At 63.5% G+C, this 14,154-nt stretch carries 18 protein-coding genes; 8 read left to right on the top strand and 10 right to left on the bottom strand.

Annotated elements, in window-relative coordinates; genetic code table 11:
- Positions 1-244: 244 nt before the first annotated feature.
- A complete protein-coding gene (secB, locus tag NKJ90_RS32435; protein WP_023763101.1) occupies positions 245-745 on the bottom strand; it encodes a protein-export chaperone SecB in 501 nt (166 codons plus the stop codon).
- Positions 746-876: 131 nt separating this feature from the next.
- The gene (locus NKJ90_RS32430) at positions 877-1,377 is read right to left on the bottom strand and encodes an FxsA family protein (RefSeq protein WP_023763100.1); all 501 of its coding nucleotides are present in this window, start codon (positions 1,375-1,377) and stop codon (positions 877-879) included.
- A gap of 211 nt (positions 1,378-1,588) precedes the next feature.
- On the opposite strand from NKJ90_RS32430, the gene NKJ90_RS32425 reads away from it, so the two are divergent.
- Genes NKJ90_RS32425 through NKJ90_RS32410 form a run of 4 tightly spaced genes read left to right on the top strand, consistent with a single transcriptional unit; the run spans position 1,589 to position 4,334 of the window.
- On the top strand, positions 1,589-2,296 hold the full coding sequence (locus tag NKJ90_RS32425; protein WP_023763099.1) for a Tim44/TimA family putative adaptor protein: 708 nt from the start codon (positions 1,589-1,591) through the stop codon (positions 2,294-2,296).
- A 21-nt stretch (positions 2,297-2,317) separates the two neighbouring features.
- A complete protein-coding gene (mltA, locus tag NKJ90_RS32420) occupies positions 2,318-3,442 on the top strand; it encodes a murein transglycosylase A (protein ID WP_023763098.1) in 1,125 nt (374 codons plus the stop codon).
- On the top strand, positions 3,439-3,969 hold the full coding sequence (locus NKJ90_RS32415) for a Smr/MutS family protein (protein ID WP_023763097.1): 531 nt from the start codon (positions 3,439-3,441) through the stop codon (positions 3,967-3,969). The genes mltA and NKJ90_RS32415 overlap by 4 nt, the downstream gene beginning before the upstream one ends.
- Entirely contained in the window at positions 3,966-4,334 is a 369-nt protein-coding gene (locus NKJ90_RS32410; RefSeq protein WP_023763096.1) for a helix-turn-helix domain-containing protein, read from the top strand. Before NKJ90_RS32415 ends, NKJ90_RS32410 begins: the two co-directional genes overlap by 4 nt.
- A gap of 86 nt (positions 4,335-4,420) precedes the next feature.
- On the opposite strand, the gene NKJ90_RS32405 is transcribed toward NKJ90_RS32410, so the two are convergent.
- From NKJ90_RS32405 to NKJ90_RS32390, 4 genes are all read right to left on the bottom strand, one after another.
- On the bottom strand, positions 4,421-4,657 hold the full coding sequence (locus tag NKJ90_RS32405; protein WP_023763095.1) for a hypothetical protein: 237 nt from the start codon (positions 4,655-4,657) through the stop codon (positions 4,421-4,423).
- Between the two features lie 381 nt (positions 4,658-5,038).
- Positions 5,039-5,656, bottom strand: a complete 618-nt coding sequence (locus tag NKJ90_RS32400) for a transglutaminase-like cysteine peptidase (protein WP_031261456.1) — start codon at positions 5,654-5,656, stop codon at positions 5,039-5,041.
- A 255-nt stretch (positions 5,657-5,911) separates the two neighbouring features.
- Positions 5,912-7,189, bottom strand: a complete 1,278-nt coding sequence (locus NKJ90_RS32395) for a polyhydroxyalkanoate depolymerase (protein ID WP_352487686.1) — start codon at positions 7,187-7,189, stop codon at positions 5,912-5,914.
- Positions 7,190-7,421: 232 nt separating this feature from the next.
- Positions 7,422-7,781, bottom strand: coding sequence for a septal ring lytic transglycosylase RlpA family protein (locus tag NKJ90_RS32390; protein ID WP_023763092.1), 360 nt, complete (start codon positions 7,779-7,781; stop codon positions 7,422-7,424).
- A gap of 310 nt (positions 7,782-8,091) precedes the next feature.
- Between NKJ90_RS32390 and NKJ90_RS32385 the strand changes: the two genes are divergently transcribed.
- Positions 8,092-8,277 (top strand): hypothetical protein, encoded by a 186-nt coding sequence (locus NKJ90_RS32385; protein ID WP_352487685.1) that lies wholly within the window; start codon positions 8,092-8,094, stop codon positions 8,275-8,277.
- Positions 8,278-8,512: 235 nt separating this feature from the next.
- Here NKJ90_RS32385 and NKJ90_RS32380 read toward each other — a convergent pair whose 3' ends face one another.
- The 4 genes from NKJ90_RS32380 to tauA form a co-directional block, all read right to left on the bottom strand.
- Positions 8,513-8,698 (bottom strand): hypothetical protein, encoded by a 186-nt coding sequence (locus NKJ90_RS32380; protein ID WP_023763090.1) that lies wholly within the window; start codon positions 8,696-8,698, stop codon positions 8,513-8,515.
- 27 nt (positions 8,699-8,725) lie between these two features.
- Positions 8,726-9,586 (bottom strand): ABC transporter permease subunit, encoded by an 861-nt coding sequence (locus NKJ90_RS32375; RefSeq protein ID WP_023763089.1) that lies wholly within the window; start codon positions 9,584-9,586, stop codon positions 8,726-8,728.
- On the bottom strand, positions 9,583-10,374 hold the full coding sequence (locus tag NKJ90_RS32370) for a taurine ABC transporter ATP-binding protein (protein WP_023763088.1): 792 nt from the start codon (positions 10,372-10,374) through the stop codon (positions 9,583-9,585). The genes NKJ90_RS32375 and NKJ90_RS32370 overlap by 4 nt, the downstream gene beginning before the upstream one ends.
- Positions 10,375-10,498: 124 nt before the next feature.
- Entirely contained in the window at positions 10,499-11,512 is a 1,014-nt protein-coding gene (tauA, locus tag NKJ90_RS32365) for a taurine ABC transporter substrate-binding protein (RefSeq protein WP_023763087.1), read from the bottom strand.
- A gap of 298 nt (positions 11,513-11,810) precedes the next feature.
- Between tauA and NKJ90_RS32360 the strand changes: the two genes are divergently transcribed.
- The 3 genes from NKJ90_RS32360 (at position 11,811) to NKJ90_RS32350 (ending at position 14,037) form a co-directional block, all read left to right on the top strand.
- On the top strand, positions 11,811-12,050 hold the full coding sequence (locus NKJ90_RS32360; RefSeq protein WP_023763086.1) for a hypothetical protein: 240 nt from the start codon (positions 11,811-11,813) through the stop codon (positions 12,048-12,050).
- Between the two features lie 147 nt (positions 12,051-12,197).
- The gene (locus tag NKJ90_RS32355; protein ID WP_023763085.1) at positions 12,198-12,671 is read left to right on the top strand and encodes an RrF2 family transcriptional regulator; all 474 of its coding nucleotides are present in this window, start codon (positions 12,198-12,200) and stop codon (positions 12,669-12,671) included.
- Between the two features lie 31 nt (positions 12,672-12,702).
- Positions 12,703-14,037: an FAD/NAD(P)-binding protein gene (locus tag NKJ90_RS32350; RefSeq protein WP_023763084.1), complete on the top strand. Its 1,335-nt coding sequence runs from the start codon at positions 12,703-12,705 to the stop codon at positions 14,035-14,037.
- The last annotated feature ends 117 nt before the right edge of the window (positions 14,038-14,154 follow it).

Raw genomic sequence — 14,154 nt, 5'->3', positions numbered from 1 at the left:
CCAAAACATCTTGCAAGCCCATCCTCTCGACAAACCCATCGCCAGCAAGATGCGAAGAGCCAGATGGAACAGAGACTTCCTCTTCAAGCTCTTTACTCATATGCGATAGCCCTGCCCCTTGCGGGGGAGATGTCCGGCAGGACAGAGGGGGGTGCTGTCCCTCCGACGCCTCGGTTGTCCCGCCAGCCTTCAACAAAAAACCCGGCGCGAGGCCGGGCTTTTCACAATCGGTGGCAGGCAGGCCTCAGCTCACCTTGACCTTGGAAGCGGCCTGATCCTCGGCCAGCTTCTGCTGGAACATCTGCGCGAAGTCGATCGGGTCGAGCATCAGCGGCGGGAAGCCGCCATTGCGGGTTGCCTCGGCGATGATCTGGCGAGCGAAGGGGAACAGGAGGCGCGGGCATTCGATGAACAGGATCGGCAGCATGTGTTCCTGAGGGAAGCCTGCGATGGCGAACACGCCGCCATAGACCAGCTCGACATTGAACAGGACTTCCTGGTCGAAGGAGGCCTTGGCGTTCAGCGTCAAATTGACGTCGAACTGCTTGTCGGAGAGCGGGTTGGCGTTGACGTTGACGTTGATGGCGATGCCGGGCGCCTTGTCGCGGCCGCGCAGCGAATTCGGCGCGCCGGGGCTCTCGAAGGAAAGGTCCTTCACATACTGCGCCAGAACGTTGAGCGACGGCTGCGCCGCATTGCCGTTTCCGTTGGCTGCGCCGACCGGCGCGTCATCTTTGCTGGCCATAAGCCTTCGTCCTCTTGCCTGGGCAGCGTCGCTGACCGAATTGAAATCGGGCGTTCGCTACCATGGCAGGGATGACAAGACAAGGTTTGCCGCCTTGCTTCTCCGTTCCGGGGATGACGCCAGGGGCGGCTTCAATCGTCCTTGAGGCGGCGCCAGGGCGAGTTGTGGTCCGGTCCGCGCTTGAAGTCGTCTTCGCGCGAATAATCGCCATCCTCGAGGTCGATGGTCTTGTCGCGCTGCCGGCCGCGGAAACCGCCGGTCGAGAAACTGGTGGCCAGCACGACGCGGCCTTTCAACGCGCGCCAGGCGAGATCGCGGACCGGCGGCAGGAACAGCAGCAGGCCGATAATGTCCGTGATGAAGCCGGGGATGATCAACAGGATCGCCGCCAGCACGATCATGGCGCCATGCGCGAGTTGCCGGCTCGGATCGCGGCCGGCGTCCATTTCGGCGCGGATACGCGTCATGACGCCGAAACCCTGATGCCTGAGCAGCAGCGCGCCGGCAATGCTCGACGCCAGCACCAGGCCGACCGTCGCCAAGGCGCCGACCTGGCGACCGACGACGACGAAGCCGGCGATTTCCAGCAGCGGAAGCGCCAGGACAAAAAGCGGAAGGAATGAAATGCGCAAGTCTTGGCAACCTTTTAGATCGTTTTGACCGTTCGATTGTTTCGGCGGCGAGCAATCGCCGCTGGCACTGAGGCCGTTAGATAGGTATGCCTGCCTTTGATTTGAATGATTGCGCCTTGCGTTCTATATGCTTTGAATGTTGAACGCTATGCGACCGCGGCCATTGGGCCTGACGGTCCGGCCACAGGGCAGGGATTGATTGGCGGAAGATATGGGTTTCTTCGACTTCGGCACGATTTTCTTCCTGATTGCGGCGGTGGTCATCTTTTTCCAGCTGCGCAATGTGCTGGGCCGTCGCACCGGCAGCGAACGGCCGCCCTTCGATCCCTATACGGCGGCCCGCAGCGGCGACAAGGATGCCGCCCAGAAATCCGAGAACGTCGTCTCGCTGCCGCGCAAGCGTCTGCCGGGCGAGCCCGCGGGCGATACCTATGCGGCGATCGACGCCTTTGCCAAGCCCGACACCGACTTGAACAAGGGTCTGCGCTCCATCAAGGACAATGATCCGTCCTTCGAGCCGAAGAGTTTCGTCGACGGTGCCAAGATGGCCTATGAGATGATCGTCATGGCCTATGCCGACGGCGACCGCAAAACGCTGAAGAACCTGTTGTCGCGCGAGGTCTTTGACGGCTTTGTCTCTGCCATCGGCGAGCGCGAGGCCAAGGCGGAAAAGATCCAGTCGTCTTTCGTCGGGATCGATAAGGCCGACATCGTCTCGGCCGAGATGAAGGGCGGCGAGGCGCATGTCACGCTGCGCATCATCAGCGAATTGATTTCGGCGACTCGCGACAAGGCGGGCGCCGTCATCGACGGCGACCCGGAAACTGTGGCCGAGGTCAAGGACGTCTGGACCTTCGCCCGCGACACCCGCTCGCGCGATCCCAACTGGAAGCTCGTCGCCACCGAGGAAGAAGACTAGGGAACACGCGGCGAGGCTCCGGTGTCGCTATCGCCCCTCTTTGTCGGAAAATCTTTTGCCGACCTCCCTGGCTGGAACGATGACGACCATCTGGCGGCCTTCGCCCCCTTTCGCCGCTCGGCCTTTCGCGTCCTGACCAAGCCGTATCGCAGCGGTGCGCTCGGCATTGATTTTGGTGCCTTCACCGAAGCCTACGCCGAGGCTCGCATCATTTCGCCGGCGAATCGGTCAGTATTTCTCGATCGAAAGGAAGCCCGGGCTTTCTTCGAGCGCCATTTCTCGCCCGTGCATATCCCCGCCGAGAACGGCGGCGCCGGCCTTGTCACCGGCTTTTACGAGCCTGTGGTCGAAGCGTCGCCGGTGCGAACGGAGCGGTTTTCGGTGCCATTGCTCAGCCGTCCGGCCGATCTCGTCGACATCGACGACGGCAACCGGCCGCCCGGACTGGACTCTTACCTCGCTTTCGCCCGCCAGACCGGGGACGGATTGGTCGAATATCCTGATCGCGGCGAGATCGAGCGCGGGGCGCTTGACGGCAGGGGCCTGGAAATCGCCTGGCTGGCCGGCAAGGTCGACGCCTTCTTCATTCACGTGCAGGGCGCGGCCCGACTGAACATGACCGACGGCCGGCTTGTCCGCGTCACCTATGCCGCCAAATCCGGCCAGCGCTTCACCGGACCCGGCAAGCTATTGAGCGAACTGGGAGAAATCCCGCCGGCGGAGGTGACGATGCAGTCGATCCGCGCCTGGTTCAGGGCGCATCCGGGTCGCGTCGACGAGATCCTGTGGCGGAACCGCTCCTACATCTTCTTCCGCGAGGCCGATGTCGATGACGCTGCCCTTGGTCCGATTGCCGCTGCCAAGGTGCCGCTGACGCCGGGACGATCGATTGCCGTCGACCGCCTGCTGCACACTTTCGGCACGCCGTTCTACATCGACGCACCGTCGCTCACGGCGTTCGACGCAAGACCGTTCCGGCGCCTGATGATCGCGCAGGACACCGGTTCGGCAATCACCGGGCCCGCGCGCGGTGACCTGTTCGCCGGTTCGGGCGATGCGGCCGGCGAGATCGCGGGCGTGGTGCGCAATGCGGCGGATTTTTACGCGCTGGTGCCGCGCGCGCTTGTTTCGGGGTCGAATCGATGATCCGCCGGCCGGACAAACTCAGCGAAGACGACCGCGTTCTGTGGAACCTGGTGGCGCGGACGGCCAAGCCGCTGAAGGGCAGGATCGCCGTAGACATTCCCGACATTGCCACTGAGGCCAGGCCGACACTGGCGCAAGCGGCGCCGGCCGCTGCCAATCCGCCCGGCGCGGCAAAGCCGAAGACCCAGCATGTCGCGCATGCGCTCGACGAGCCGACGCTGGACAAGCTGTCGAAGGGCCGGCTGCCGATCGAGGGCCGCGTCGATCTGCACGGCCTGACCCAGGACGAGGCCTATTCGCTGCTGTTTTCGTTCCTGCACCGGGCGCATGCCGGCGGCATCCGCTATGTCCTGGTGATCACCGGCAAGGGATCATCCTCCGGCGGCGACGGCGTGTTGCGGCGCGCCGTGCCGGCCTGGCTGTCGACGCCTGCTTTCCGCCCGCTGGTCTCCAGCCACGACCACGCCGCCCGCAACCATGGCGGTTCGGGCGCGCTTTATATCCGACTGCGGAGGGCGCGTTCATGACCCCGTTCGGCGAGAAGCTACGGGCGCTGAGAAGCGAACGCGGCGTCAGCCAGAAGGACATGGCGGCGGCGATCGGCGTCAGTGCCGCCTATCTGTCGGCGCTCGAGCATGGCAGGCGCGGGGCGCCGACCTGGACGCTGATCCAGAAGATCATCGGCTATTTCAACGTCATCTGGGACGACGCCGAGGAACTGGCGCGGCTGGCCGAAGCCTCGCATCCGCGCGTGAAGCTCGATACGGCCGGTCTTTCCCCCGCCGCCACCGAACTGGCCAATCTGCTGGCCGAGAACATCGAGAAGCTCGACGAAGCGGAGCTTCGCCGCATCACCGCATCGATCCGCACGGCGCTGGGTCGGCGGGTGTGACCTGTTTCAGCCGGATCTTGCGACGGGCGTCAGCCTGATCGCAAAGAGTGCCCGCCGGCGAACCGCCAGCGGGCAACTGTCTGAGATCATTTCTTGCCGGCCGTGCCGCCATTGTTTCCCCGGCCACCTTTGTCGTGATGCTCGTGGTTACCTTTTTCGCCGCCTAGGCAGTCCGATGTGCCGATGCCGCAACAGCGGCCGCTCCACAGGTTATTGAGTTTGCTGTTGGCGCAGCCTGGAATGGTCTGATCGGCCAAAGCGGATCCGGCCAGGCCCGACACGGCGATGGCGGCGAGAAAGGTGTTGCGCAGAAAGGCAGTCATTTGAAGTCTCCATGGTTGGGTTCGGTTCACGGCTGTGTGTCGTCGGCCGGGACGGAATGGTTCACGGAGGGATGTGAAAATTTGCTCGGCGGTCTCCCCCGTGTTCGTCATCCACGGGCGGAGCGGGAGCGAAGCGGACGCGCAGACCCCTGGAGCTGCTCCGCAGCCCAAGGGACATGCCGCGAGTTACGAGCGCCGCGGCAGTGCGGAACCTTGCTCATACAGGTGGTTGGGAAGGATCGCTACGGAACAGAGCCTTTATTCTACGCGGCTTGTTCTTCATCGGCCTCACGGCATGTATCCTAGGGTCTGCGCCGCTTCGCTTCGCTCCTTGCTTCGCCCTAGGATGACGAAGCGGGGAGGCTGCGTCACGACTGTCGGCTACTGGACCGCGCCGACAAGCACCTGCTGGCCACCGCGGATCGAGACCCAGCGGCCGGTGTTGTCGATCGCCTGCCGTTTGAGGAAGCGGTAACCGGTCGCGTCCCATGGCTTGACCTTGTCGGTCAGATTGTCGAGCACGTAGTCGCCCATGTCGGTGCGCACCGTCAGCACCGCGTGGCCCTCGCCGTCGGGCTTGCGCACGACGGTGATCAGCAGATCGGCAAGCGAGATGCTCATGCGCGAAAGCTGGCGCCGCTTCTCCAGCACGTAGTCTTCGCAATCGCCGACGCCCTTGTCAGGATAGGCCCAGACCTCGTCCTTGCCGTAAATGTCCATGTCGCTCATCGGCTTGACGGCGGCGTTGACCCTGGCGGTGACGTTGAGAAGCTTGCGCATCAGCCCGTCGGTCATCGGGGCCGGCGCGAGATCGGTTGGGTGGATCGAGCATTCGCTCGGATGCAGCTTGCAGAAATCATAGTGGCCGATCGGCTGCGAGGTGAGGCCCCCGGTCGCCATCGCTCCGGCCGCCAAAGCCGGTGCCATCCAGCATCCCGTTACTGCCAGACCGGCCGCCGCGTACACGCGCAGCCTTCGCGCCACTGATGAGGAAATCATTGTCCCCGCTCACCCTTTGTTATTAACGAAAGGTTAAGGGGGATTTACAGTCCATGTCAATTACGACGACGGTCGGATTGTCGGCATGGTTACCCGAGGGGCTGGACGGCGGCACTTGTGCAACAGAATCGCCTGCGGTTTTTGCCGGCCGAATCGCCCGAATGGTCGCCTCCAGGCCTTGTTTTATGTATGTTTTGGCCCAAAACCACTGCGACCTCGGGTCACGCCCATGGGCATGCCTTTGCGCGACATGGATTAGCTTTTGGCGGTACGAACCAGCTTCGGCTTCACCGCAACGCGGTTCTGGCGGCCATAGCTGGTGATGAAATCGACGATGCGCGGCACGATTTCGGAGCGGAAGCGCGAGCCGTTGAACACGCCGTAATGGCCGACCGCCGGCTGCATATAGTGGGCATGCCGTTCAGCGGGGATGTTGGGGCACAAATCATGCGCCGCCTTGGTCTGGCCAAGGCCGGAAATATCATCGTTCTCGCCCTCGACAGTGAACAGCGCGACATTGCGGATATCAGACGGGTCGATCCTGGTGCCGCGATGCGTCATCTCGCCCTTGGGCAAGGCCTGTCGCACGAAGACGGTGTCGACGGTCTGCAGGTAGAACTCCGCCGTCAGGTCCATGACTGCCAGATATTCGTCGTAGAAGTCGCGGTGCTTCTCGGCATTGTCGCCGTCATGCTTCACCAGGTGCATGAAGAAGTCCTTGTGGGCGATGATGTGGCGGTCGAGGTTCATGCTCATGAAGCCGGACAGCTGCAGGAAGCCCGGATAGACCTCGCGGCCGAAGGCCGGCACCGGCCAAGGCGCGGTCATTATGACGTTGTCGCGGAACCAGTCGATGCCCTTTTCCTGCGCCAGCAGATTGACCGCCGTCGGATTGCGGCGGGTGTCGATCGGCCCGCCCATCAGGGTCATCGTCGACGGCACGAAGGGATCGCCCTTGGTTTCCATCAGCGCCACGGCGGCCAGCACCGGCACTGAGGGCTGGCAAACCGCCATCACATGCGTGTCGGGGCCCAGCGCATGCAGCATGTCGATGATGTAGTCGATATAATCGTCGAGATCGAAGCTGCCGTCGGCCAGCGGCACCATGCGGGCATCGACCCAGTCGGTGATGTGCACGTCGGCATGGGGCAACATGGCTTCCACCGTGCCGCGCAGCAGTGTCGCATAGTGGCCCGACATCGGCGCCACGATAAGAAGCTTTGGATCGGGCTTGCGCCCGGCGGGAACGGAGCGTTCGAAGCGAACGAGATTGCAGAACGGCCGAGACCAGACCGTCTTCTCGCTAACATCGACGCTCTTCCAGTCGACCACGGTCTTGTCCAGTCCGAAGGTCGGCTTGCCGTAGCGACGCGTGGTGCGCTCGAACAATTCGGCGGTCGCCGCGACCGAACGGCCCCAGGACGTGTGGGAAAACGGATTGAGCGGATTGGTGTAGAGCAGGCGCACCGCATCGGCATAGAGGCGCGCCGGCTGCATGGCGGCGTGGTTCATTTCATAGAGCTGGTAGAACATCGAGAACCCCGCTGCTGCTGCGACCGAAGGAACGACGAGCAGCGCCGAGCCTTAAATGTCCCGTGGCGAAGTTAACAACTAATTGCTGCGATGCAATACGTCACGTGGCGTGATGAATGCTTCTTTGGTTCAAGGCTTTGAAAATCGGCCCTGAACGGCGCGAGCCGGCTCAGTGTGCGGCTGCGAAGACGCCGGTATCAGCGGGTCCGATCCGAGCCGGACCCGAGCCTGATCAGACGCGCGCCATGCACACGGCGGTATGACCGGAGCCGATGAAGCCAAGTTCGCCGGCCGCACCCTTCGACAGGTCGAGCACGCGACCTCTGATGAACGGTCCGCGATCGTTGATGCGCACGATGACGCTGCGGCCGTTGTTCTTGTTGGTGACCCTGAGCTTGGTGCCGAAGGGCAAAGTGCGGTGCGCGGCGGTCATTGCCGACGGGTTCATCCGCTCTCCCGAGGCGGTCTTCGAGTGCAGGGCGTACCAGGAGGCGCGTCCGCACTGTGCCGCGGCGGTTGCCGAAGACGCGCCGACCATCAGGCCAGCAACGACCGTTACCGCGACAAGCGCGGTCTGTTTCGAGTTCTTCATATTTGGGGGATGGCTCCGTTTTCTTGCAGACCCCAGCCGTTAGGAGCCAAATAAGGCAGGAAATGCGGCAATCATCTGTCGGTTCCGTGGCGAGATCACACGTTTGGAGTCGCTGGGTAACAGTCTGTCAGGGATTTTCCGGCGCGAGATGATCAATTCCTGATGATCTTCGTGCCGGTATCCGGGATTTGTTTGACAAGATCGAGCATAAATATCCAAGTAGAAGTTGACGCGATCGGGCCACTTCCTTTGGCTCGTCCATCGCGGCCGTAGCGGCGTACTCGATCGACTTCAAAAGGGAGATCCGGCAATGAGACTAGCCAAAAATCTGCTGGCGTTGATTGTGCTTGCCATCGGCGCGCTGTGGGCACTGCAAGGCATCGGCGCGATCGGCGGCAGCTTCATGACCGGCCAGTCGCAATGGCTCTATGTCGGCCTCGTCACCGTGCTGGTCGGACTGGTGGGGCTGGTCTGGGCGAACCGGTCGCGGGGGTGAGCTGCAGAACCAGCGCTGGCGATCTGTGGCGCCCCCCCTCTGTCCTGCCGGACATCTCCCCCTCTAGTGGGGAGATTGGCCGTCATCACTGCTTTCGCCAATCTCCATCATCGAAAGAAGGCAGCGAGGCTGAAGCTGCTAATCTCCCCCCTTGAGGGGGAGATGCCCGGCAGGGCAGAGGGGGGCGCGAAGGGTCGCCGCTCATCTCCATCGCTTGCGTTGGTGCCCCGCCCCCTCACTGCGACCAGTATTGCCAGGCCCAGTAAAAACTCTCGTCGCGCGGCGGCAGCCGGTCGGGCTCGGCATCCCAGCGCACAGGCGCTGGCGACCTGGGTTCATTTTCAAGCGACGGTTTGTCCCCGGTCAAGGCGAGAAGCCGGTTGCGGACCTGGGCGAACAGCACGATGGTGGAATGCGTCATCACTCTCTCCTGCTCTTCCGGTTCCAGTCACTCCCGTCCCGCCCACGGGACAAGCACGCGCTCGATCCTGCGGATGGTGAATTCGAGCACGAAGGCGATGGCCGCGATCACCAATATGCCCATCACCACCACGTCGGTGACGAGGAACTGGGCGGCAGACTGGATCATGAAGCCGAGGCCGCGCGTCGCCGCGACCAGTTCGGCGGCGACCAGCGTCGACCAGCCGGCGCCTAGCGCGATGCGCAGTCCGGTCAGGATCGCGGGCAGCGCGCTGGGCAGGATGACGTGGCGGACCGCCTGTCCTCGTGTCGCGCCAAGCGAGCGCGCCGCGTTGATGCGCTCCTGCGAGACGCCGCGAACGCCCGAGGCGGTCGACAGCGCGATAGGTGCCAGCATAGCGATGGCGATGACCAGGATCTTCGACGGCTCGCCAATGCCGAACCAGATGATGACCAGCGGCAGATAGGCAAGCGGCGGGATCGGCCGCAGGAATTCCAGCAGCGGATCGAAGATGCCGCGCCCAATGGTACTGATGCCGATGGCGAGACCAACCGGCACGCCGACGACAATGGCGGCGACCAGCGCGGCAAAGACCCGACCCAGGCTGGCGACGACATGCTGGAGCAGCGTTGCATCGACGAAGCCGTCGCGGGCGACGACGATGAACTTGTTCCATACGGCCACGGGCGACGGCAGGAACACAGGCGATACCAGTTGCAGGCGGGCCGACAGCGCCCACACCGCCAGCACCACCAGGATGGTCACAGCGCTGACCGCGCGGGCGGAAATGCCATGGCGCTTCGGCCTTGGCCGCGACCACGGCACCGAAAGGCCATCAGCCTCGTCGATCTTGTGTGCCGGCCGTTCCGTGTAGGAGGAAACGGTCATGCCGCTTCTCCTTCGAAGATAGCGTCGGTCAACTCGCCGCGCGCTGCGGCGAATGCCGGATCGGCCTTGATGGTGCGAATAGCCTCGCCGGCCGCATAGCGCGTGGAGAAACCCGGCTCGAAGCTCCGCACCACGCGACCCGGGCCGGGCGCCAGCACGACGATGCGGGTGGCGAGCACCAGCGCTTCCTCGATGCCGTGCGTCACCATCAGCACGCCGACATCGCTTGCCGTCCACAGATCGAGCAGCGTCGTCTGCATACGTTCGCGCGTCAGCGCATCGAGGGCGCCAAGCGGTTCGTCGAGCAGCAGGAATTCGGGTTCGGCGGCCAAGGCGCGCGCCAGGCCGACGCGCTGGCGCATGCCGCCGGAAAGCTCCCAGATGTGCTTGTCGCCGGCACCGCCGAGCTTCACCAGCTCAAGCAATTCATCAGCGCGGCGCGCCCGTTCGGCTGGCCTGATGCCACGCAGCCGCAGCGCGAAGGCAACGTTCTCGCGCGCGGTCAGCCACGGAAACAGCGCATCGTTCTGGAACACCACAGCCCGGTCCGAGCCAGGCGCGGCGATCGGCTTGCCGTTGATGGTAGCACGCCCACGCGCCGGCGCGACAAGGCCGGCGGCGACGTTGAGCAGCGAGGTCTTGCCGCAGCCGGAGCGGCCGACCAGCACGACGAAGTCGCCCTTGGCGACATCGATCGAAACCCGCTCGACGGCAGGTGCCGGCTGGCCGTCATAGTGGATCGAGACCTTGTCCAGGGCGAGATGGGGGTCGAGCACGAGATGCGGCATGGCTGCCTCGCAGATTTAAAGGAAACTCAAATGCCCCGGAGCCGCTCCTCGTCGGCGGTTCCGGGGCAGTCAGCACACGGCGTCTGGGAAGAAGATCCGCGCGCGTTCGTTTGGCGTCAGGCCCTCAGTTCGAGGCCAGCGCCTCGGTGACGTATTTCGACGACACGTATTTCGAATAGTCCGGCAGCACGGAGTCGATCTTGCCTTGCTCCTTGAGGAAGGCAGACGCCGCTTCGATCGCCTTGACCGTTCCGCCGCCGAGGAATTTGTCTGAAGCCTGCTCTTCCAGCGTCGGGAAGACATAGCCCTTGAGCAGCTGCGGCACCTCTTCCAGCTTGGCGCCGGTGAGCTTGGCGATCGCCGCCGCCTGCGGCGACGACACCGACCAGGCATCCGGCTTGGCGAGGAACTCGGCATAGGCCGCACCCGTCACCTTGACGAAGTCGCGCACAGCCTCGGGGTTCTTTGCGGCAAAGTCGGTGCGCACGATCCAGGCGTCGAAGGTCGGCGCGCCCCAGGCCGCGACCTGCGAGGAATCCAGCACCACCTTGCCGCTGGTCTTGATCTGGCCGAGTGCCGGATCCCAGACATAGGCCGCGTCGATGTCGCCGCGCGAAAAGGCCGCCGCGATTTCCGGTGGCCTGAGATTGAGGATCTCGACCGATTTTGGATCGACGCCCTCATGCTTCAGCGCCGCGAGCAGGCTGTAATGCGTCGTCGAGACGAAGGGCACGGCGACTTTCTTGCCGGCAAGATCGGCGACCTTCTCGATGCCGGCGCCGTTGCGCGCGACCAGCGCCTCGGATTGCCCGATCAGGCCGACGACGAAGATGGTCTGGATAGGCAGCTCGCGGCTTGCCGCCGCCGCCAGCGGGCTCGAGCCGACATAGCCGATATCGACTGAGCCGGATGCGACCGCGGCGATGACATCGGCGCCGGAATCGAACTTGCGCCAGTCGATGGTGGCCTTGGTCGCCTTTTCATAGGCGCCGTCGGCCTGCGGCACCTTCGAGGGTTCAACCACCGTCTGGTAGCCGATGGTGATCTTGAGGTCGTCGGCAAAGGCCGGGCCGAGGAAGGCGGCTCCGGCAAGTGCTGCCGACGAGAGCAGAACAATGCGTCGCGAAATGGTGGACATGAAGGGCTCCTGAAAAGAGAAAAACCGGAATGCCCCATGATAGTCAGCTAATTCTATCGTTCTTGTAGAGTTAAATCCTTCCAAGCAAGGCGGGCTTGTTAGAAAAAAGCTGTCGGTGCGGGGTGGCGAAGCGGATAGGGCGGCTGCCGCGGGCAAACATCAGGCGTCGCGACAGGGCGAACCTTTTTAATGCCGGCGGGACAGCCTCTCAATTCTGCGCCGCCGATCACGAACCTAAATTCCCCCATCAATCCACATCAGGCAAATCCATACCCCAAACAGCCACGGATTCGAAAACATGTTCCGCGAGTTCGAGGCTAAGTATAGTATTCTTATCGACATGAGAGGGTTGGATTCGGCGATGAGCGACCACCACGTCACCATGATCGTCAGCGGTGTGAATCGACTTTCGCCGTCGCGTCAGCCGATGCCGACCACATCCGGCCCTGGAGGACCATTTGCTATCCCGCTGCTCTCAAAGGGCATTTTTGTGCTTTCGAGGGCACAAAGTAAGGCTAAAACGGCCGCAGCGGCTTGAAAACGAAGCAAAATCAACATTTCTCGGCTTGTACATCATGTCACTAGAATTTATGTGTCATGGCAGTCTGGACGCGGCGGGGACGCGTGCCGGGCGTTGCGCAACCGACGGTTCCATGCCGTCGCATGACAGAGAAATTTTGATTTCATGCTCACCAAAAAGGGTAAGTACGGCCTCAAGGCGCTCGTCCACCTCGCGCGATTGCCGGCCGGACAGCTCGCCTTCGTCAACGACATCGCCACCGGCAACAACATCCCGAAGAAGTTTCTCGACGCCATCCTGGGCGAGCTGCGCAATGCCGGCTTCGTCCAGAGTCGCAAGGGCAAGGATGGCGGCTACCGCCTGGCGCGCCCCGCCGACGAGATCAAGGTCGGCCATGTCGTGCGCGTCCTTGATGGGCCGTTGGCGCCTATTCCTTGCGCCAGCCGCACCCAGTACCAGCGCTGTGAAGATTGCAACGAGGCGACATGCCAAGTCCGACATCTGATGCTCGAGGTCCGGCAGGCGATCGCCGAGGTGCTCGATCAGCGCAGCCTCGCCGAAATGCGCGACATCGCCCTCGACGACCTTCCGGTCGCGAGCGAAGTGGACCTGGCGGTCGGCGTGAAGGTCCAGGCCTGACACTGGCGCCGCGCACATTGCGGGCATGCTTATGACCGGGCGCGCCAACTCGATCATCATCGTCGGCGGCGGCGCCAGTGGCGTCGTGCTGGCCGCGCATCTGCTGAAATCGCCTAATCCCGACCTGCGCGTCACGCTGATCGAAAAGCGCCCGCATTTCGGCCAGGGCATCGCCTATTCGACGCTGCTGTCGGCGCATGTGCTCAATGTCAGCGCCGCCGGCATGAGCGCCTATGCCGACGATCCCGGCAATTTCTGGCGCTGGCTGCTGGAGCGCGGCCTGGCAAGACCGGACCAGGCGCCGGTCTACGCGCCGCGCAGCATCTATGCCCGTTATCTCGGCGAGTTGCTCGACGATCTGGAGGCGCGCGAAAAGCAGAGCGGCCGCCTGCGTCTGATCCACGAGGAAAGCCTGTCGATCACGCCCACCGCTTCCGGTGTCGAGGTCGCGCTGGCCAATGGCACCAGCGTCGTTGCGCATCTGGCCGTGCTGGCCACCGGCCATGACGAGGAGCCGGCGCAAGGACATGCCATCAGGATGGGCTCGGAAGCCGATACCGCACTTGCCCCCGACAGGAGCGTCATGGTGCTTGGCACCGGCCTCAGCATGGTCGACGCGTTCCTGGCGCTGGAGCAGCGCGGCCACCGCGGCGACATCATCGCGGTGTCCAGGCGCGGCCTGCTGCCCTCGCCGCATCGCAAGGGCAATCCGATCAAGCTCGACGTTGCCGACATTCCGCTCGGCACCCAATTGTCCTACTTCGTCGGCTGGTTCCGCGACCTGATCAGGGAAAACCAGAAGGCCGGGATCGACTGGCGCGACGTCGTCGACGGCCTGCGGCCGTTCAACCAGAAGATCTGGCAGAACTGGCCGGCTTCCGCCAAGCGCCGCTTTGTCGAGCATACCAAGGCCTGGTGGGACATCCATCGCCATCGCATGGCGCCCGAGGTCTATGCGCAGGTGACGCAGGCCGTGCAATCCGGCCGCATCCGCCTGGTCGCCGGCCGCGTCGTTGACATCGCCAAGAATGGCGAATTCACCGTCCAGATCCAGTCGCGCCACACCCAGCGCCTCGAGGCGTTCGAGGTCGCCCGCATCTATGATTGCTCAGGTATCGTCAGGGACATCTCGACCTCGTCGAACAGCGTCGTGCGCTCGCTGGTCGATCGCGGCCTGGCACGGCCTGACCCGCTGCGCATCGGCCTCGACGTGTCGGCCAATTGCGAGATCATCGCCGGCGACGGCAGCGTGTCCGACAAGATCCTCGCCGTCGGCCCGTTGACCCGCGGGACCTTCTTCGAGATCGACGCCATTCCGGATATCCGCGTCCAGTGTGCGAGGTTGAGCAAGCAGCTGTTGGGCTGAAATCGACGCTCCACGGCGCCCCCCTCTGTCTCCCCCTCAAGGGGCAGGGGAATCGCATATGAGTAAGAGTAAGTCTTGCGTTGAGTGGAAAGGTTGATTCTTTAGGGGCCTTCTCTT

It is taken from the genome of Mesorhizobium sp. M0051, assembly GCF_040323235.1.
Taxonomy (GTDB): Bacteria; Pseudomonadota; Alphaproteobacteria; order Rhizobiales; family Rhizobiaceae; genus Mesorhizobium.
This window is presented reverse-complemented; position numbering and strand designations above follow the sequence as displayed.